The sequence below is a fragment of the Agrobacterium leguminum genome (genome assembly GCF_005144435.2).
In the GTDB taxonomy this organism is placed as follows: Bacteria; Pseudomonadota; Alphaproteobacteria; order Rhizobiales; family Rhizobiaceae; genus Agrobacterium; species Agrobacterium leguminum.
Window position 1 is genome coordinate 2,351,653 of record NZ_CP120211.1, and the last position, 16,025, is coordinate 2,367,677.

Sequence of the window (16,025 nt, forward strand, 5' to 3'; positions counted from 1 at the left end):
AAATTTTTGTAGTTAACCGCATGTTGACCAACCCTGGAGAAATTTCGCTCCCCGTGTAGCGGAGCGTAGCCATCTGGAAGAAATGTTCGCGAGCGCGGCTTCGAGGTCGACCACAGCACTATCAATCGCTGGGTCCTCGCCTATGCACCTGTCATCGAGAAGCGGCTGCGCCGGTTCCGCAAACGGCGTTGTGGTTCAATTCGAGTTGACGAGACTTACGTCAAGATTAGGGGCAATTGGCGTTACCTGTACCGCGCCATCGACAAGCATGGAAACCCGATCGACTTCCTGCTCACCGCAAAGCGCGATCTTGATGCCGCGAAGCGGTTCTTTCGAAAGATGCTCGGGGACGAGCCGCTGCTATCGCCAGGAAAGATCGGTACCGATGGCGCAAACACGTTTCCGTCAACGATCAAGACTGTCGTCGATGATGGGCTTTTGCATCCCAACCCGGTCCATTATGTCACCAAGCATTTGTAGCAAGGCATTGAGAGCGACCATTTTCGGGTGAAGAAAAACATGCCCAAGATCGGCGGCTTCCAATCCTTCAACACGGCACGTCGAACCATTGCCGGATTCGAAGTGATGCTCTGGCTCAGGAAAGGCTTCGGCTTTATCGGCGATTGGACCATCAACGATCAGAACGATCTGCTCGCGCGTCTCTTCGGCCTGCAAAGGGTTAACGAAGCATGAAGATGCAACGGCTCACGGGATCACCTCAGCCTACTTGATAGTTTGCGACAAGCCCAGGCTTCTTCTAAAGCCCAAACTTCCCTTGGCTATCCAAGGCTTCCAGCAAAACGTTCCGGCCATTTTTCCCGCTGGAAGGCTTCCACGACGAAATCGACGAACACACGGGTCTTGAGCGGCAGAAGCGTCCGGTTGGCGTAGTAGATCGAGATCGGCCCGGCATCGGCATACCAGTGGGGCAGAACCCGGATCAGGTCCCCGCTTTCAAGATAGGGCAGCGCGTCCGGCTTGGCGATCATCGTCACCCCCATGCCGATCAGCGCCGCCATGCGCATGGCGGCAGGATCATTGACCACCACCGTTTCGCGCAGCCGCGCAGGTTCTTCCCTCCCTGCTGCATCGCGCATCTGCCATTGGCGGATGCGGCCCGTGCGCAACGAGCGCATAACAATGCCGTCAAGCTCCAGCAGCGCCGAAGGATCGTGCGGCGGCACTTTGCCCGTCATGTAGGAAGGCGCGGCGACCGCAATGATGTGCGCGGGCGCAAGTGTACGTGAGATCACGCCCGCCGTCAGTTCGAAACCGCCTCCGATTGCAGCGTCATAGCCCTCGGCGATCAGGTCGATCTGCCGATTCTCGAACATCCATTCGGGACGCACCTTGGGAAAGCGTCGCGAGAATTCGGGCAGGAGCGGTAAAATGTAACCGATGCCGAAGGTTGGGCTCATGCTAACCTTCAGCGTGCCTGCCGGTTCCTCCTGATCGGCCGAAGCTTCGGCAATCGCGCCTTGCAGGTTTTCCAGGCTGTCGCGGATCGACATCAGGAACCGCTCGCCGGGTTCGGTGAGCGTGAGACTGCGCGTCGAGCGCTGAAACAGGCGAACGCCGAGATTTCCTTCCAGCGCCGCAACGTTGCGGCTGACCGCTGCAGGCGTCAGTCCGAGCCGCCGTGCCGCCGCGGAAAAACCGCCAAGCTCGGCGCTGCGAACGAAAGATTCCAGGTTGGCCAGTGTTTCCATATCAACCTTCAAGCATTCATTGAAACCAATGACAGAAGATTACCACTAATCGAAAGGGAAATTGCAAGCGATATTCGCTCCATCAAAACCGAACTGGAGTGAACGGCCATGACGCTCTCGACTAACAAAGCACAAGCCATCGACAATATGGATATCGGCCGCCGCACCCTGATCGCCGGCCTGATCGCTACAGCACTTCCCGTTCCCGCATTGGCTGCAGTGCAGGACGATCCTGGCGCCAACAAGGCCGTCATCCGTCAGTTACTCGAAGGCGTGCAGCGCGATGGCGACTTCGATCTGCTCGAACGGCTGTTCGCACAAAACTATGTGGATCACACGCCCTTCGGTGGCTTTCCGCCGGACCGCAATGGCACCCGCCAAATCTACCGGACGTTCCGCGCCGCTTTTCCGGACTGGAATGCCGAGGTGCATTTCCAGATCGCCGAAGACGACCTCGTCAGCACCTACAAGACCTATCACGGCACGCATCTGGGTCCCTTCATGGGGATCGCCGCGACCGGAGGCGCCACCCGCTTCAACGTCATGGACGTGATGCGGGTCCGAAATGGCCAGATCACCGACCACTGGACCGTCGCCGATGGCGCAGGGCTGATGGCTCAAATCAAACAACAGAACTGAACTTTCCAAATGGGCCACACGGACATCCGGTGGCTCTCCAACCCCTGCAACACTTGAAAGGAACATCCCATGTCAAACACTCTCTCCCTGACCGGCAAGACTGCCCTCGTAACCGGCGGGTCGCGCTCGATCGGCGCGGCAATTGCAAAGCGTCTGGCCGCCGATGGCGCGGCTGTCGCCATCACCTATAGCGCCTCGCCGGACAAGGCGGCCGCTGTGGTCGCCGAAATCGAAGCAGCCGGTGGCCGCGCAATCGCCATCCAGGCCGATGCCGGCGATCCGGCCGCCGTCCGCGCCGCCGTCGCAAAAACCGAAGAAACCTTCGGCTCGATTGACATCCTCGTCAACAATGCTGGCATCGCGCTTGGCGGGCCGATCGACGAGATCAAGTTCGAGGACTACGAGCGGATGATCGCCGTCAACGTCACCGGCGTCTTCGTTGCCACGCAGGAAGCAGCACGTCGCATGAAGCCGGGTGGGCGCATCGTCCACATCGGCTCGTCCATGACCCGCTATGCCGCCTTCCCGACAGCCTCGCTCTATACGCTGACCAAGGGCGCTGTTGCCGGCTTCAACCGCAGCTTGGTGCGTGACCTCGGGCCGAAGGGCATCACCGTCAACACCGTCCATCCCGGCCCGACTGACACCGACATGAACCCCGATGGTGGCCCTGTTTCGAAGATCGTCGGCCCCGGCATGGCGATCGGCCGCTACGGCAAGGACTACGAGATCGCCAGCGTCGTCGCCTATCTCGCCAGCCCGGAAGCGGCCTTCGTGACCGGCGCTGACATCCTCGCCGACGGTGGCTTCACCGCCTGATCTGCCTCCGGCGCTCCGATGTCGGAGCGCCACTTCCCCCTACTTCAAAGGAGAACCAGCATGTCTATCGGTATCATCGGTGCCGGCAATATCGGATCGGCCTTCGCCCGCGCCCTTGCTCGCAACAGCATGTCCGCTACCATCGCCAACAGCCGCGGCCCGGCCTCGCTTGCCGCCCTCGAAACGGAACTGAAGCCTTTCATCAAGGCGGGCACACTTGAAGAAGCGGCCAGCGCCGACATCGTGCTGGTCGCCGTCAACTGGTCGAAGCTGCCGAAGGCGCTCGCCAGTCTGCCGGACTTCGGCGGCCGCATCGTCATCGACGCCAACAATCCTATCGAAGCGCCGCTGTTCAAACCGGCCGAACTAAACGGCCGTCTTTCCACCGAGATCTTCGCCGATCTCGTTCCCGGCGCCCGTGTCGTCAAGGCATTCAACCATCTGCAACCGCATCTGATATCCGGCGATCCCAAAGCCGAGGGTGGATCACGCGTGCTGTTCTATTCCGGTGACGACGCACGGGCGAAGGCGGAAGTCGGGGCGCTGATCTCCAGACTCGGCTTCACCGGCATCGATCTCGGCCCGGTCTCGGTTGGCGGCAAACTGGTGCAGTTCCCCGGTGGCCCACTACCAGCCCTCAACCTCGTCAAGTTCGGTTGAAACATCGCAGGCGAGCCGGGGAAGATATCCCCCTTGCCGGTTCGCCCTGCTTTCCACCAAAGGAAACCTCCTATGGACATGCCAGTCTCCCGCAGTATTTCAGCAGGCCACGCGGACAGCAAACCGCTCGCCTCGTGGGCCGCAGTCGCCAGCATCGGCATCGGCGCTTTTGCTCTTGTTACCACCGAATTCCTGCCCGTCGGGCTTCTGCCGCTGATCGCGGCTGACCTTGGCATCAGCGAGGGAACGGCTGGACTGATGGTAACCGTACCCGGCTTTCTCGCAGCGCTTGCCGCGCCGATGACCCTCGGATTTGCCGCACGTTTCGATCGCAAGCGCGTGCTCGTCGCGCTGCTGATGCTGCTCGTCGTCTCCAACGCCATCGTGGCAACCGCTCACGGCTTTGCGGCGTTGATGTTCGGCCGGGTGCTGCTCGGTATCGCTGTCGGCGGCTTCTGGACGATCGGCGGCTCGCTCGGACCGCGTCTGCGCCCCGGCGCGGAAGGACCGCGTGCAACGGCTTTGATCTTCTCCGGTGTTTCGCTGGGTACTGTCGCGGGGGTTCCCGCAGGCGCCCTGATCGGTGACCTGTTCGGCTGGCGCACCGCCTTTCTGCTTGTGTCGGGCGTCGCACTGCTTGTCGTGGCGGCGCTCCAGTTTCTGCTGCCATCCATCCGGGCGCAGAAGGGGTCGGGATTGAAACAGGTTCCAGACGTGTTGCGATTGCAACGAGTCCAGATTGGTCTGACGGCAGCCGTGCTCATCTTCGTCGGGCAGTTTGCGGCCTATACCTACATTACTCCCTTCCTCATCGGTGCAACCGGGATTGATACGGGCACACTCAGCATGGTGCTGCTCGGTTATGGCGCGGCGGGGTTCGCCGGAAACCTGTTCGGGGGCTGGGCTGCTGGCCGGAACTTCGTTTTTGCCCTTGCCGGCACAGCTTTTCTGATCGCCTTGTCTGTTGCGGGATTGTTGCTGGCCGGCAGCAACACGCTTGCCGCAGTCGCTTGGGTTGTCACCTGGGGTTTCGGTTTCGGCATGCTGCCGATCGCCATGCAAACCTTCCTGTTCACCTCCGCGCCCGACCGGCTGGAAAGCATCGCCGCGCTCTTCGTGTCAATCGCGCAACTGGCGATCGGGCTTGGCGCACTGGTAGGCGGCCTCGCGGTCGACAATTTCGGCGTGCCGAGTGCTCTCTGGCTCGGTGCTGCGAGTGCGTTGCTGACTGCAGGCCTCATCGCATCAACCAGCAAAATTCGTTGAAGCGTGGGCCTGCGGCGATGCCGTTGCAGGCTTCACCACCGCTCTACACGCCTTGAGCTGCAACCGGGAAGCCATCAAAATATTGCGGACCTGATTGATGAAAGGTCACGGTGGATAGCAGTATGCGAAGCACGGGCTGCTTTCGCCATCCACGGGCAATGGATTTCGTCATTCACGCTAACTCGGCCATCACCGACGTTCCGCTCGAGCAAAAATCTCGAGACGCCACGCCTGCCCAGGCGCCTATCCCGCGTCAGTTCTCAGCGCAAATCAACACACTATCCTTGAAACCTATGTTTCTCCACCGTAACGATCCAGATTCGCCCAAATTTGAACAAAATGCCCCGGAGAGACCTCCTCATATTGGCGCTGCGGCACAACGAAGTCGACCGGGCGCACCGGACTTTTGATTTCGTCGTTGGAAACACCGCGGCGGGCTGTTCGTCGATCCGGGTCGGCGACCGGAACGGCGGCGATTAGCTTTTGCGTGTAGGGATGCTGCGGATTTTCGAAGATAGCCGCACGCGGGCCGATTTCCACGATCTCTCCCAGATACATGACAGCAACCCGGTGGCTAACGCGCTCGACCACCGCCATGTCGTGAGAGATGAACAGGTAGGCCAGCCCCATGCTCTGCTGCAAATCGAGCATCAAATTGATGACCTGCGCTTTCACCGAGACATCAAGCGCGGAGACAGATTCGTCTGCAACAATGAGCTTGGGATCGAGGATCAGAGCACGGGCAATGCTGATGCGTTGACGCTGTCCGCCGGAAAATTCGTGCGGATAACGGTTTGCCATATCGGCGCGAAGGCCCACGCGCTCCAGCAGATTGGCCGCCTTTTCACGTGCCTGCCTGCGGTTGCCCAACTTGTGCACGAGGAAAGGTTCGGCAATAGCCTCACCGATCGTCATACGGGAATTGAGGCTCGATACGGGGTCCTGAAAAATCATCTGCATACGCTTGCGCATATCGCGAAGCTGGGATTTGGCGAGTTTCGCCATATCGGCATCGCCGACCATCACGGATCCAGCAGTTGGTTCGATGAGACGCATGACCGAGCGGCCGGTAGTAGATTTACCACAGCCGGACTCACCCACCAGAGAAAGCGTTTCGCCTTCACGAAGATCGAAAGAGACATTCTCGACCGCATGAACGCGGCCCGTCAAACCGCCGAGCGAGCCACCATGAATATCGAACCTTTTCACGAGGTTCCTAACGCGTAGCAGTGGCTGCGGCGCCTTGCTCACTGTATCTGGCGTTTCGGGAAGCGGGGCCATTTCGCCCGTCTTCTTGTTGACTATGGGAAAGCGCATCGGCAGTGCGCGTGCGCCCATTTCGCCAAGCCGTGGCACCGCGGATAGAAGCGCTTTCGTGTAAGGATGCTTCGATGCGTTGAATATCTGCGCGGTTTTTCCTTGCTCAACTGCATCACCCAGGTACATGACGACGGTTCGATCAGCAATTTCAGCCACTACACCCATGTCGTGGGTGATGAACATCACCGCCATGCCCTCCTCATCCTGCAACTCCTTGATGAGTTCCAGGATCTGGGCCTGAATGGTGACATCCAGGGCCGTCGTCGGCTCGTCGGCGATCAAGAGCTTAGGCTTGCACGCAAGCGCGATGGCGATCATCACACGCTGACGCATTCCGCCGGAAAACTGGTGGGCATATTCGTCGAGGCGTTTTTCGGCAGACGGAATGCGCACTTTCTCAAGCAACTGGATGGCTTCCCGGCGGGCTTCTTGATGCGAAATGTTACGATGCTGGCGCAATGTCTCGATCATGTGGAAACCAACCGTGTAGACCGGATTGAGGCTGGTTTCCTGAAAGATCATGGCAATTTCGTTGCCTCTGATCCGGCGCATTTCCTCGTTGGAAAGCGCAAGAAGGTTGCGGCCTTCAAAATTGACCGCGCCTTCTATACGACTGGTCGCCTGCGGCAGGAGCCGCATGATGGACATAGCCGTGACGCTCTTTCCCGAACCAGATTCGCCGACGACTGCAACCGTCTCGCCATGGCCAATGTCGAAGGAAATATTCCTGACAACCGGATTCCATGAACCATTGACCAAAAACGATGTCTTCATTCCCTCAATGGATGCGAGGGGTTTGTTTTCCTGGATTGTAAGCTGTGCCTGAGCGGACATTATGCTCGACCTTTCGGATTGAATACGTCACGAAGCTGATCGCCGACGAGATTGATGGCAACGATCGTGATCAATAGGGCGATACCGGGATAGAAGCTCATCCAGAACTGTCCCGAGAGCATGTATTGATAGCCGTTAGAGATGAGCAGACCGAGGCTTGGTTCCGTGACGGGTACGCCAAGGCCGAGGAAGGAAAGCGTGGCTTCCAGCGCAATGGCCCGGGCGATCTGCACGGTTGCAATCACGATCAGTGGCGGCAGACAATTGGGTAGCAGGTGGCGGAAAATAATCCGATATACAGGAACGCCAAGGCAGGACGCGGCTTCAATGTATTCGCGGCGGCTTTCCACCAGCGCGGTACCCCGAGCGGTGCGGGCATATGTTGCCCATTCCACGATGATAAGCGCAAGCACCACGTTGCCGACACCCTTGCCAAGAAAAGCAAGGATCATCAGTGCGACGAGAATAGAGGGGAACGAAAGCTGCAAATCGACGATGCGCATGATGACGCTTTCGGTACGCCCGCCAGCATAGGCGGCGAACAGGCCAAGGGAAGCCCCAACGAGTGCGGCAACGAGTGCCGAAACGACGCCGATCATCAACGAGATGCGCAGGCCGTACATGATGCCGGACAGCATGTCGCGGCCCTGATCGTCCGAACCAAGCAGATAGGTATACCCACCGCTCGTCGAGACCGTTCCGGGAGGCATCAGTCCGTCCATGATGTCGAGCTGCATCAGGTCGTAGGGGTTCTGCGGCGCAATTAGTGGCGCGAAAACGGCAATCAGCACGATCGCGGCCAGCACGGCCAGAGCCGTCATGGCAACCGTCGATTTCCTGAAATCACGGGCAAAGCGCTTCCAGGGCTGATCGGCGGCGGCAATGATGACCGGGCCTGTTTCGGGTTCGTAAACAGTGGACATTATGCGCTTCCTTTCGCGCTGAGACGGACACGCGGATCAAGGAGCGTGTAGATAAGATCAACGACGAGATTGATGCATACGAAGACGAGAACAATCATCATCAGGTACGCAACCATGATTGGACGATCGAGAACGTTGATGCTGTCGATGATCAGCTTGCCCATGCCGGGCCAGGCGAAGATGCTTTCCGTTACCACCGAGAATGCGATGACTGAGCCAAATTCCAGGCCAATGACGGTGACAACCGGGATCATGATGTTCTTGAGTACATGCACGCCGACGACACGCTTTTCGCTCAGGCCCCGTGCGCGGGCATACCGGATGTAATCCTGCGGTAACACCTCATGCACGCCAGCACGGGTCAGTCGCATGACCAGAGCGGTCTTGAATAGCGAAAGATTGAGCGCGGGAAGCAACAAATGGCGCAGACCATCCATCGTCAGGAACGACCAGCCGATACCGAAAACTTCGACAGTATCACCACGACCGCTCGAAGGCAGCCAGCCGAGCTGCACGGCGAAAACCATGATAAGCATCAGGCCGATCCAGAAGGTAGGAAGCGAAAAGCCGATGATGCTGCCAGCCATCAAGGTTTTTGCCAGCCAGCCATCCGAACGCAACCCGGCGTAAAGGCCGAGAGGAATCCCGACCGCCACTGAAATAACCATGGCGCTGATCGCCAGCTCCAGCGTTGCGGGTAACCGATCGAGAATGACCTGCAATGCGGGCTGGTTATAGACGTAGCTGTTGCCGAGGTCGCCTTGCAGTGCCCCTTTCAGAAACTCGAAATACTGAACGTAGAGCGGTTGATCCAGCCCCAGGGACTGGATGACGCGCAACCGTTCTGCCTGGTTGGCATCCGGCGGGACGAGAATGTCGATCGGGTTGCCGATGACATTAACGCCAATAAAAACGATGACTGTCATGGCGAACATCACAAGGATCGCCTGAAACAACCGTCTGCTGAGCCAAAGGAACATAAGCGTTCACCTCCGTTGTTGATGCGGCTCTCTTTGGGAGCCTTTCAAAGTCAAACCGCGATAGCCATGCGGTTGGGTTGCGGGCAGGCACGCCGCCCAAGCAACTCTGTGGATTATTTTATGGCCCGGCGCCGAGAGCTTCGTCTCCGATGTCGAGGCTGCTGCATGCCAAGCTTAGGCCCATCCTATCGGTTTGTAGCTGAGCACTGCCATGAGCTCGTCCGCCGATCCGTTTGGATCGGCCAGGATCGCTCTGACCGCAGCCACGGTACCATCGGGGGCCGAGGCCATGCAGGACATGATCTTTGCGTTCAGTTCTTCGTCCGTGAGCGCATTGAGGCCGAGCGTACCCCGAGGCCAGAGCATGTCCCTGGCGAGACTGCGCCCGTCGGCTAGGTGGATGACCACCTTGTGCGCCAGCCTATTTGTCATCCTCTCGTCCTCCCAGTCTTCCAAGAGGTTCATCGACACCAGGCGCGCGAGGGCCCGCGCCGGTGCATCCGCTAGCGCCTCTTCTGTGAAATCGTTCGGAGTGAGCTGCTGGTGGCTACCGCGCAACGCGCGAGCCACCGCCCAATTCATGGAGAACTGGGCTTCCTTGGGTGTCTTGGGGTCGGGGTATTTCAAGTTCACCGTGTTGGTCATGCCGACAAACGTTTCGACGCGGGTCACCATATCGACGGAGATGTCGTGCTCCAGCAGGAGGTCGTGCACCGCGTCCACTGCGCGATGGGTGCTGCCGCAGTTTGCGTGCCACTTGATTGCCAGCCCTGAACCGCTGATGGCCGTCGACGCACCGTCCGCGGGCAGGTCTATGAGTGTCCAATCCGGAGGCTGTGCTCCACCGTACAACTCGCCGAAGCCGTCTTTCTTTTCGAGGATGGTACAGCTGGCCTGGAGACCGGCCTGAGCCAGATAGACCGCGTTGACTGCGCCCTGCGCCGCCACACCAGCATGGAACGGCTTCGCCTCCGTACCGAACTGGCCTTTAGGACCGGCAGCCATCGATGCCGCGAGGGCCAAGGCGTTGACGCAAGCCTCTGGGCTGAGGCGCAGTAGACGGGCGCAAGCGGCCGTCGCTCCGAAGATTCCGATGGACTGCGTGGAATGCCAACCCTTGTTGACGTGAGCCAGCCCCATGGCGATGCCTATCTGGGTGTTGACCTCCACGCCCACGATGAGGGCGTCCAGCAGATCGCGGCTAGTTGCGTTCCGTCCCTGGCAGATCGCCAGGAGTGCGGGTACGGTCCCGACCGCTGCGTGCAAACCCGCACCGTAGTGCATTTCGTCCAGTTCTTCCCAATGGCCCCAGGTTCCCATGACCAGCGCAGCGGCCTCGTTGCTGGCGGTGTGGTTCGTGCCGACGATGCGGGCAGGGCCGCGTCCCTGGTAGGGTTTGAGCACTTTGGCTGTTTGGCGCAATGAACCTCCGCTCGCGATGCATGCGATGGTGTCGATCAGGAGTTGGCCGGCGGCGACCAGATCACCGGGTTGCCATTGGCCCGAAGTCAAGGCGGTCCAGTGGCCTAGGGCTTCAGTCGCCCCGGCGTTCTTTTGAGACAAGTGGCGTCTCCTTTTGTTCTTCGCTTACTTGACGTGTACATAGCTGCCCTGTGCCGCTTTTAGCCTCGCGACCCGCGCGCCATTGCAGAGCGCAACTGTCCAGATAGTGACTTCACCGCGTTGCTACCGCTTTATGTTCGGCAGCAACGCGGAGGCTGGACCATGAGCCTGGGGGCCTAGATGGGTTTGGCACCCGCGACCGAGATAAACTGGTCTGATCGTGGGGTGTACTGAATGGTCTTTCTGGCGCCGACCACGATTCCTTCACGATGGAGCGGGAGGATCGCTTTGTCCTCAAAAGCAATCTTGGACGTCTCGGCAAGTATGGCGTAACGCTCAGTGTCGTTCTTGGCAGCCGCCGCTTTTTCGAGGTTCTCATCGACGCCCGGATTCGAATAGCGGCCAGGGTTGGATCCACCAAATCCTTTTTCAGCGTTCGTTGTGGCGATAGTAGCCGACAAAGGGTTCGACGTCTCCCCTGTATTGGTTCCCCACGAGGACAAAGATACACTGAACTCGGCGCTATTGTTGCGCTTTGAATAGACGGACCACGGCATTACCTCTACGGCCGTCGCGATACCGATGCGAGAAAACATTTGTGCTACCGCCTGGACGATCTTTGCATCGTTGATGTAGCGGTCGTTCGGACCATGAAGCGTCAATCGGAAGCCGTCGGGATATCCCGCCTCCGCGAGCAACGCTTGTGCCGCTTTGGTATCGTAGCGATCGGACTCAATATCCGGTGACGTTCCCGGCTGCCCGACTGGCAGAAATTGCGACGCCACCTCCGCCTCGCCAGCCATTACCTGCTTAACGATCGCTTCACGGTTGATCGCCAGCGAGAGCGCTTTGCGCACTCGCAGGTCTTTAAAGGGGTTCGACTTAAGCGGTTGACCGGCCTTGTCCTTAACAAAGGGAGATATCTCGCTGTGCTGGTCCATTGCCAGATAGATGAGCCGACCTGACATGCCGCGAATGACTTGAAGGTCGGGCGACGCTTCCACACGTTCAATCCCGGTGTGGGGCAAATCCTCCACGAGGTCGTAGTCGCCTGACAGCAAAGCCGCAATGCGTGCCGCATCGTCGGATACGATCTTCATTTCAACGCGCTCGAAGGCCGGCTTTGGGCCCCAGTAGCTATCGTTCCGGACCAGGTTGATGCGGTCACCCGGCACATAGTCAGCAATTATGAAAGGGCCTGTGCCGATAGCGGCCGATCTATTGTTGAAATCGGCTGTCGTGGCGTTCCTGAACTGAGCTTTGATAATTCCGATCCGGCTGAACGAGTTTGGGAGCAATGGGTCCCGACGCGTGGTTTCGATGAGCAATTTGTTGCCGTCGGGCGTAATCGACTTGATCGAGCGCGTGTAGATCTGGAAGTTGCCTGGGCTCGAAATGCTCGACGCACGCTCGATCGACGCCACGATATCTTCACCGGTTAGCGGCGATCCATCGCTGAACTTGGCATCCTGCCGAAGGTCAAACTCCCAGTGGGTGGCATCAACTTCGCGCCACGAACTAGCAAGGCCAGGGATGGACTTAACCTTCTCGTCCGTCAGTACGAGCGGATCAAAAATGTGCCGCGCCAACGCGTTGTTGGGAATTGCGTTGTAGAGATGCGGGTCGAGCGACGTCGGAGGACCCGATAAGGCAATCCGAAGCGTTGTATTTTGAGCAAATGCAGTTCGGGCGGCGCCTAGCAGCGGAAGCGCGGCCGCAACTCCCAAACCGTATTTCAGTACTGCGCGACGGCTAGAGATAAATTCTTGCATTCTGGTTCTCCCTTTTGGTTGGCAAGAACAGGTCCGTCTGTGCGCCCCTCTTCCGGAAGCTATCGCACGTCCCTGATTTCTGTTCTCACGATCGGTTTTGTTCCCTGTCCATTGATACCAATTCCGATGAAGTGCTACAATTATCGAATTTCGCAGAAGCCATTGCCAATTTGGCAATGAATGGAGGTAACAATGCAACCCATTACTATGAAGTACGTCTTGGCCGTAGCCCGGTATGGATCAATTGCCGAAGCAGCTTCTCGGCTGAACGTTGCCGGGTCAGCAATCAGCCGTCAGATCGTAAAGATCGAAGAGCAGCTCGGTGTCGAGCTGTTTGAAAGGCGCTCTCGCGGCATGGTTCCGAGCGCGGCAGGTGAAATCTTCGTAGCCCATGCCCGGAGATCGGAATTGGAAGCAGCTCGTACTATCCACGAAATCAATGAGTTGCGTGGGCCACATCGAGGGCATGTGCGGATAGCGGCCTTTGACGGCTTTGCCCTTGATCCGTTGCCAAGCCTGATGACCGAGTTTCGGAGCGCTCATCCGCAAGTGACTTTCGATCTGTGGCTGGGCGATTCTTTCGAGATTTCGCGGCAAGTAAAGGATGGTGAAACGGATATCGGAGTGATCTTCAATCATCCGGCACCCCGTGGTGTCGAGGTCGTACATGTCAGCCGCCGACAGGTAAGTATCGTCGTTCCTATGAAGCATCCGCTTGCAACACGATCAAGCGTGTCGTTGAAGGACGTAGCACGATATCCCCTCGCCCTGCCGAACAAGTCGAGAACTCAGCGGCAGATGATTGACACCGCCTTTGCAATGCACGCCATCTCCATTGAGCCGGTTCTCTCAAGCAATTCGGTCTCGGCCATGAGGCAGTTTGCGAAAAGCTCTGGGGCCATCGTGTTGAGTTCATCTCGCAAGGAGGACGAGGCCTATGCCGAAGGGCTCATGGTCGTACCCATCCATGACGACGGGATCACGCAATCGGTGATTCACGTCATTGTCATGGAAAGGCGAACGCTTCCCTCCGCGGCCCGGGAGTTTCTTGAGTTGGTCGTCAGTGCACTTCGGAGCGGAGACTGATCTACATCACGATTGTGATTAGTTGCTATTTTGGCAATGATGGATGCAGTTATTGATAATTGTGGCATCTGTTCCTGCAAGTTACCATGGAGACCAACACGGATCAGCCAGAGGGTTTCAGGAAACATGGTGTCAGTATTTTCGAAGGCGTCTATCGACGAGGCTGTGGAGACAAGGCAGCATCTGCACGCCAATCCTGAGTTACGTTACGAAGAGTTTGGGACTGCAGATTTGGTGGCTAGCCGGCTCCGGACACTCGGTTATGACGTGACCGAAGGCATCGCTACGACAGGAGTTGTTGGCGTCCTGGATACTGGTCGGCCTGGGCCGACCATAGCGTTCCGCGCTGATATGGATGCACTGCCGATCGAGGAGCAGACAGGGCTTCCTTACGCGTCGCGAAACAGTGGAAAGATGCATGCATGCGGGCATGACGGCCACACGGCCAGTTTGCTTCTAGCTGCCCGCAAACTCGCCGAGGAGCACGACCATCTCTCTGGTCGGGTCAAGCTGCTATTTCAGCCTGCAGAAGAGGGTGGACTCGGAGCGGTCGGCATGATCGCCGGCGGCGCCCTCGACGGCGTTGAAGGCATATATGGCTTCCACAATCGGCCCGGCTTTCCACTTGGCCGCGTTTTCGCGAAAGCTGGTCCTGCGATGGGGGGCAGCACGCGCTATGAAGTCACCGTGACCGGCCATGGCGGGCATGCGGCACGCCCGGACTTGGCAATCGATCCAATTTTCGTTGGGTCCGCGGTAGTGCAGGGGTTGCAAAGCCTTATCTCGAGGCGATTGTCGCCTCTTGAGTCCGGCGTACTAACGGTGACCAGTTTTGAAGGCAATAGCGGCGGAAATGTTATACCGACCGCCGTCAAGCTCAAGATAAGCTTACGCGACGGCTCGCCTGACGTTTTTATGTTGCTCGATCGCGAGATGAGGCGAGTGATCGAGAATATCTGCGCTGCCCACGGTGCGCAAGCAGGTGTAGAGCAAACTATGCGAATCCCATCAGTGGTAAACGGCGCAGCGGAAACCGACATGGTTGTGCGGATTGCTATCGACACTTTCGGCAAGGATCGCGCCGGGACTATCGAGGTACTTCCGACGATGGGCGCCGAGGACTTCGCATTTTATCTCGAACAAGTTCCAGGGTGCTTCTTTTTTGTCGGCAACGGCGAGGACAGCGCGTATCTGCACGATCCAAAATATGATTTCCGCGATCATATCTTGCCGATCGCCGGCGGCATGTTTGTCGCGATCGCTGCCAGTCGGCTTCAAGCGGCCTAGTTTCACGCTTCGCAGCGCGATCTTGTACGAAAGCATTGACCTTCTGCAGCAGGATTGCGCGCGACCTAGAGGTCGCGCTTTAATTCCGCCTCCAGAATTTCGTCAGACGTCGGTTCTTCGACCTCGGGAAAGCCTGCCGCCGCCCGTTGCTTCTTTTTCTCTCTGTCCGCATCGAAGTGGAAAGCAAGGATCGCGGGAGGCCATTCAGCAGGTGGTGTTCGTTTAGGTTCACCAAATGACCTTTCAGAATAGAATGCGCGGTGATTGCCCTCGATGAGCATCCCTTCGGGAAGATTATCAAACAACTGGTACTCATGAATGTATAGCCAGTAGTTGATACCGTGTTTGTTCAGGGCCGTGTAGAACAGCATAACGAGCTCATAATCGGAAAGCTGTGCTCTCAAAAGTTTTACGTAAGGCCCCCTGTCCTTAATGCCCTTAGCCTCGTGGACAAACCTGAGGACGTTGTACAGATATCGGTAATAGTGCGCGAGGTCCTGCTGTCGGTCGCTCCAGAAGCTATCGTAGGCCTGCTGCAGGCGATCGCGATCGGGGAGCCCCACCGCTTGAGCATAAGCGGCCTCGAAATTGCGGAAGAACTGCTCGAAACAATCACGGCCCTTGGTTTCTCGTGCCGCCTTGTTGATGTCGAGGCCCATGGCGCGCTCCCGCCCGCCATAATAGAGATCAATCGAGTTTACGATTGTGTTGTGCAGCGTGAGCATCTGGAAAAAGGTTGACTCGAAATTCTGTCGATCGGTGGCGGCGAGCTGGCTTTCGAGAGCCGTTGCCGATCGGCCAAGCTCCATACGAGATTCGCGCAATTCGGTTTGCTGCAAAACAATGGTAATAAGCAGACCCATGAACGTTAAGAACGTTAGGACGGGGTTCAACGTGCCCCCAATGAAATCGCCGAAGGTTCCAAGATCCTTTCCGAAGGCTTCGACTGCGATTGCCATTAGAAAAATGGAAAGCGATATAGTTATCGCGATGATGAAAAGGTAAAACAGTCCAGTGGGACTTTTCTGAGCCTTTTCGACCCCTATGAATTGGTCGAAATGCCCCCTGAAAGCAGTCACATATTTCTGCATTAGTTCCCTCATTGTGTACTCCGAATTTCTGCGACTGCCGCCTCGGACGGATTTTCCTCTGCACGCGCTTCCCTTG

At 57.9% G+C, this 16,025-nt stretch carries 13 protein-coding genes and 1 pseudogene; 7 read left to right on the forward strand and 7 right to left on the reverse strand.

Features of this window, described 5'->3' with window-relative positions:
• Nucleotides 1-90: 90 nt before the first annotated feature.
• Nucleotides 91-693: pseudogene (locus CFBP4996_RS11390) on the forward strand (IS6 family transposase); the annotation flags it as partial.
• 86 nt (nucleotides 694-779) lie between these two features.
• Here the strand turns inward: CFBP4996_RS11390 and CFBP4996_RS11395 are convergent.
• Nucleotides 780-1,709: a LysR family transcriptional regulator gene (locus tag CFBP4996_RS11395; RefSeq protein ID WP_080850791.1), complete on the reverse strand. Its 930-nt coding sequence runs from the start codon at nucleotides 1,707-1,709 to the stop codon at nucleotides 780-782.
• 108 nt (nucleotides 1,710-1,817) lie between these two features.
• Between CFBP4996_RS11395 and CFBP4996_RS11400 the strand changes: the two genes are divergently transcribed.
• The 4 genes from CFBP4996_RS11400 (at nucleotide 1,818) to CFBP4996_RS11415 (ending at nucleotide 5,093) form a co-directional block, all read left to right on the forward strand.
• Nucleotides 1,818-2,348 (forward strand): ester cyclase, encoded by a 531-nt coding sequence (locus tag CFBP4996_RS11400; RefSeq protein ID WP_205529273.1) that lies wholly within the window; start codon nucleotides 1,818-1,820, stop codon nucleotides 2,346-2,348.
• A 69-nt stretch (nucleotides 2,349-2,417) separates the two neighbouring features.
• A complete protein-coding gene (locus CFBP4996_RS11405; RefSeq protein ID WP_080850790.1) occupies nucleotides 2,418-3,167 on the forward strand; it encodes a 3-oxoacyl-ACP reductase family protein in 750 nt (249 codons plus the stop codon).
• Nucleotides 3,168-3,227: 60 nt separating this feature from the next.
• Nucleotides 3,228-3,827, forward strand: coding sequence for an NADPH-dependent F420 reductase (locus CFBP4996_RS11410; protein WP_080850789.1), 600 nt, complete (start codon nucleotides 3,228-3,230; stop codon nucleotides 3,825-3,827).
• 72 nt (nucleotides 3,828-3,899) lie between these two features.
• On the forward strand, nucleotides 3,900-5,093 hold the full coding sequence (locus CFBP4996_RS11415; protein WP_080850788.1) for an MFS transporter: 1,194 nt from the start codon (nucleotides 3,900-3,902) through the stop codon (nucleotides 5,091-5,093).
• 291 nt (nucleotides 5,094-5,384) lie between these two features.
• Here the strand turns inward: CFBP4996_RS11415 and CFBP4996_RS11420 are convergent, their stop codons facing one another.
• From CFBP4996_RS11420 to CFBP4996_RS11440, 5 genes are all read right to left on the reverse strand, one after another.
• Complete coding sequence (locus CFBP4996_RS11420; protein ID WP_080850787.1) at nucleotides 5,385-7,247, reverse strand: ABC transporter ATP-binding protein; 1,863 nt, start codon at nucleotides 7,245-7,247, stop codon at nucleotides 5,385-5,387.
• Nucleotides 7,247-8,068, reverse strand: a complete 822-nt coding sequence (locus CFBP4996_RS11425) for an ABC transporter permease (protein WP_233282830.1) — start codon at nucleotides 8,066-8,068, stop codon at nucleotides 7,247-7,249. The genes CFBP4996_RS11420 and CFBP4996_RS11425 overlap by 1 nt, the downstream gene beginning before the upstream one ends.
• A 101-nt stretch (nucleotides 8,069-8,169) precedes the next feature.
• The gene (locus CFBP4996_RS11430) at nucleotides 8,170-9,150 is read right to left on the reverse strand and encodes an ABC transporter permease (RefSeq protein ID WP_080850785.1); all 981 of its coding nucleotides are present in this window, start codon (nucleotides 9,148-9,150) and stop codon (nucleotides 8,170-8,172) included.
• Between the two features lie 174 nt (nucleotides 9,151-9,324).
• Nucleotides 9,325-10,713, reverse strand: coding sequence for an MmgE/PrpD family protein (locus CFBP4996_RS11435; protein ID WP_080850784.1), 1,389 nt, complete (start codon nucleotides 10,711-10,713; stop codon nucleotides 9,325-9,327).
• A gap of 176 nt (nucleotides 10,714-10,889) precedes the next feature.
• Nucleotides 10,890-12,485: an ABC transporter substrate-binding protein gene (locus tag CFBP4996_RS11440; RefSeq protein ID WP_080850783.1), complete on the reverse strand. Its 1,596-nt coding sequence runs from the start codon at nucleotides 12,483-12,485 to the stop codon at nucleotides 10,890-10,892.
• A 192-nt stretch (nucleotides 12,486-12,677) separates the two neighbouring features.
• Between CFBP4996_RS11440 and CFBP4996_RS11445 the strand changes: the two genes are divergently transcribed.
• Nucleotides 12,678-13,571: a LysR family transcriptional regulator gene (locus tag CFBP4996_RS11445; RefSeq protein ID WP_162935804.1), complete on the forward strand. Its 894-nt coding sequence runs from the start codon at nucleotides 12,678-12,680 to the stop codon at nucleotides 13,569-13,571.
• 126 nt (nucleotides 13,572-13,697) lie between these two features.
• Nucleotides 13,698-14,858, forward strand: a complete 1,161-nt coding sequence (locus CFBP4996_RS11450) for a M20 metallopeptidase family protein (protein WP_233282811.1) — start codon at nucleotides 13,698-13,700, stop codon at nucleotides 14,856-14,858.
• Nucleotides 14,859-14,923: 65 nt separating this feature from the next.
• Here the strand turns inward: CFBP4996_RS11450 and CFBP4996_RS11455 are convergent, their stop codons facing one another.
• The gene (locus tag CFBP4996_RS11455) at nucleotides 14,924-15,949 is read right to left on the reverse strand and encodes a putative phage abortive infection protein (protein WP_080853078.1); all 1,026 of its coding nucleotides are present in this window, start codon (nucleotides 15,947-15,949) and stop codon (nucleotides 14,924-14,926) included.
• Between the last annotated feature and the right edge of the window lie 76 nt (nucleotides 15,950-16,025).

Bases quoted from the DNA above. Each gene is read 5' to 3' on its own strand.
- CFBP4996_RS11395 (WP_080850791.1), bottom strand. From the start codon at position 1,709: ATGGAAACACTGGCCAACCTGGAATCTTTCGTTCGCAGCGCCGAGCTT.
- CFBP4996_RS11400 (WP_205529273.1), top strand. From the start codon at position 1,818: ATGACGCTCTCGACTAACAAAGCACAAGCCATCGACAATATGGATATC.
- CFBP4996_RS11405 (WP_080850790.1), top strand. From the start codon at position 2,418: ATGTCAAACACTCTCTCCCTGACCGGCAAGACTGCCCTCGTAACCGGC.
- CFBP4996_RS11410 (WP_080850789.1), top strand. From the start codon at position 3,228: ATGTCTATCGGTATCATCGGTGCCGGCAATATCGGATCGGCCTTCGCC.
- CFBP4996_RS11415 (WP_080850788.1), top strand. From the start codon at position 3,900: ATGGACATGCCAGTCTCCCGCAGTATTTCAGCAGGCCACGCGGACAGC.
- CFBP4996_RS11420 (WP_080850787.1), bottom strand. From the start codon at position 7,247: ATGTCCGCTCAGGCACAGCTTACAATCCAGGAAAACAAACCCCTCGCA.
- CFBP4996_RS11425 (WP_233282830.1), bottom strand. From the start codon at position 8,068: ATGACGGCTCTGGCCGTGCTGGCCGCGATCGTGCTGATTGCCGTTTTC.
- CFBP4996_RS11430 (WP_080850785.1), bottom strand. From the start codon at position 9,150: ATGTTCCTTTGGCTCAGCAGACGGTTGTTTCAGGCGATCCTTGTGATG.
- CFBP4996_RS11440 (WP_080850783.1), bottom strand. From the start codon at position 12,485: ATGCAAGAATTTATCTCTAGCCGTCGCGCAGTACTGAAATACGGTTTG.
- CFBP4996_RS11445 (WP_162935804.1), top strand. From the start codon at position 12,678: ATGCAACCCATTACTATGAAGTACGTCTTGGCCGTAGCCCGGTATGGA.
- CFBP4996_RS11450 (WP_233282811.1), top strand. From the start codon at position 13,698: ATGGTGTCAGTATTTTCGAAGGCGTCTATCGACGAGGCTGTGGAGACA.
- CFBP4996_RS11455 (WP_080853078.1), bottom strand. From the start codon at position 15,949: ATGCAGAAATATGTGACTGCTTTCAGGGGGCATTTCGACCAATTCATA.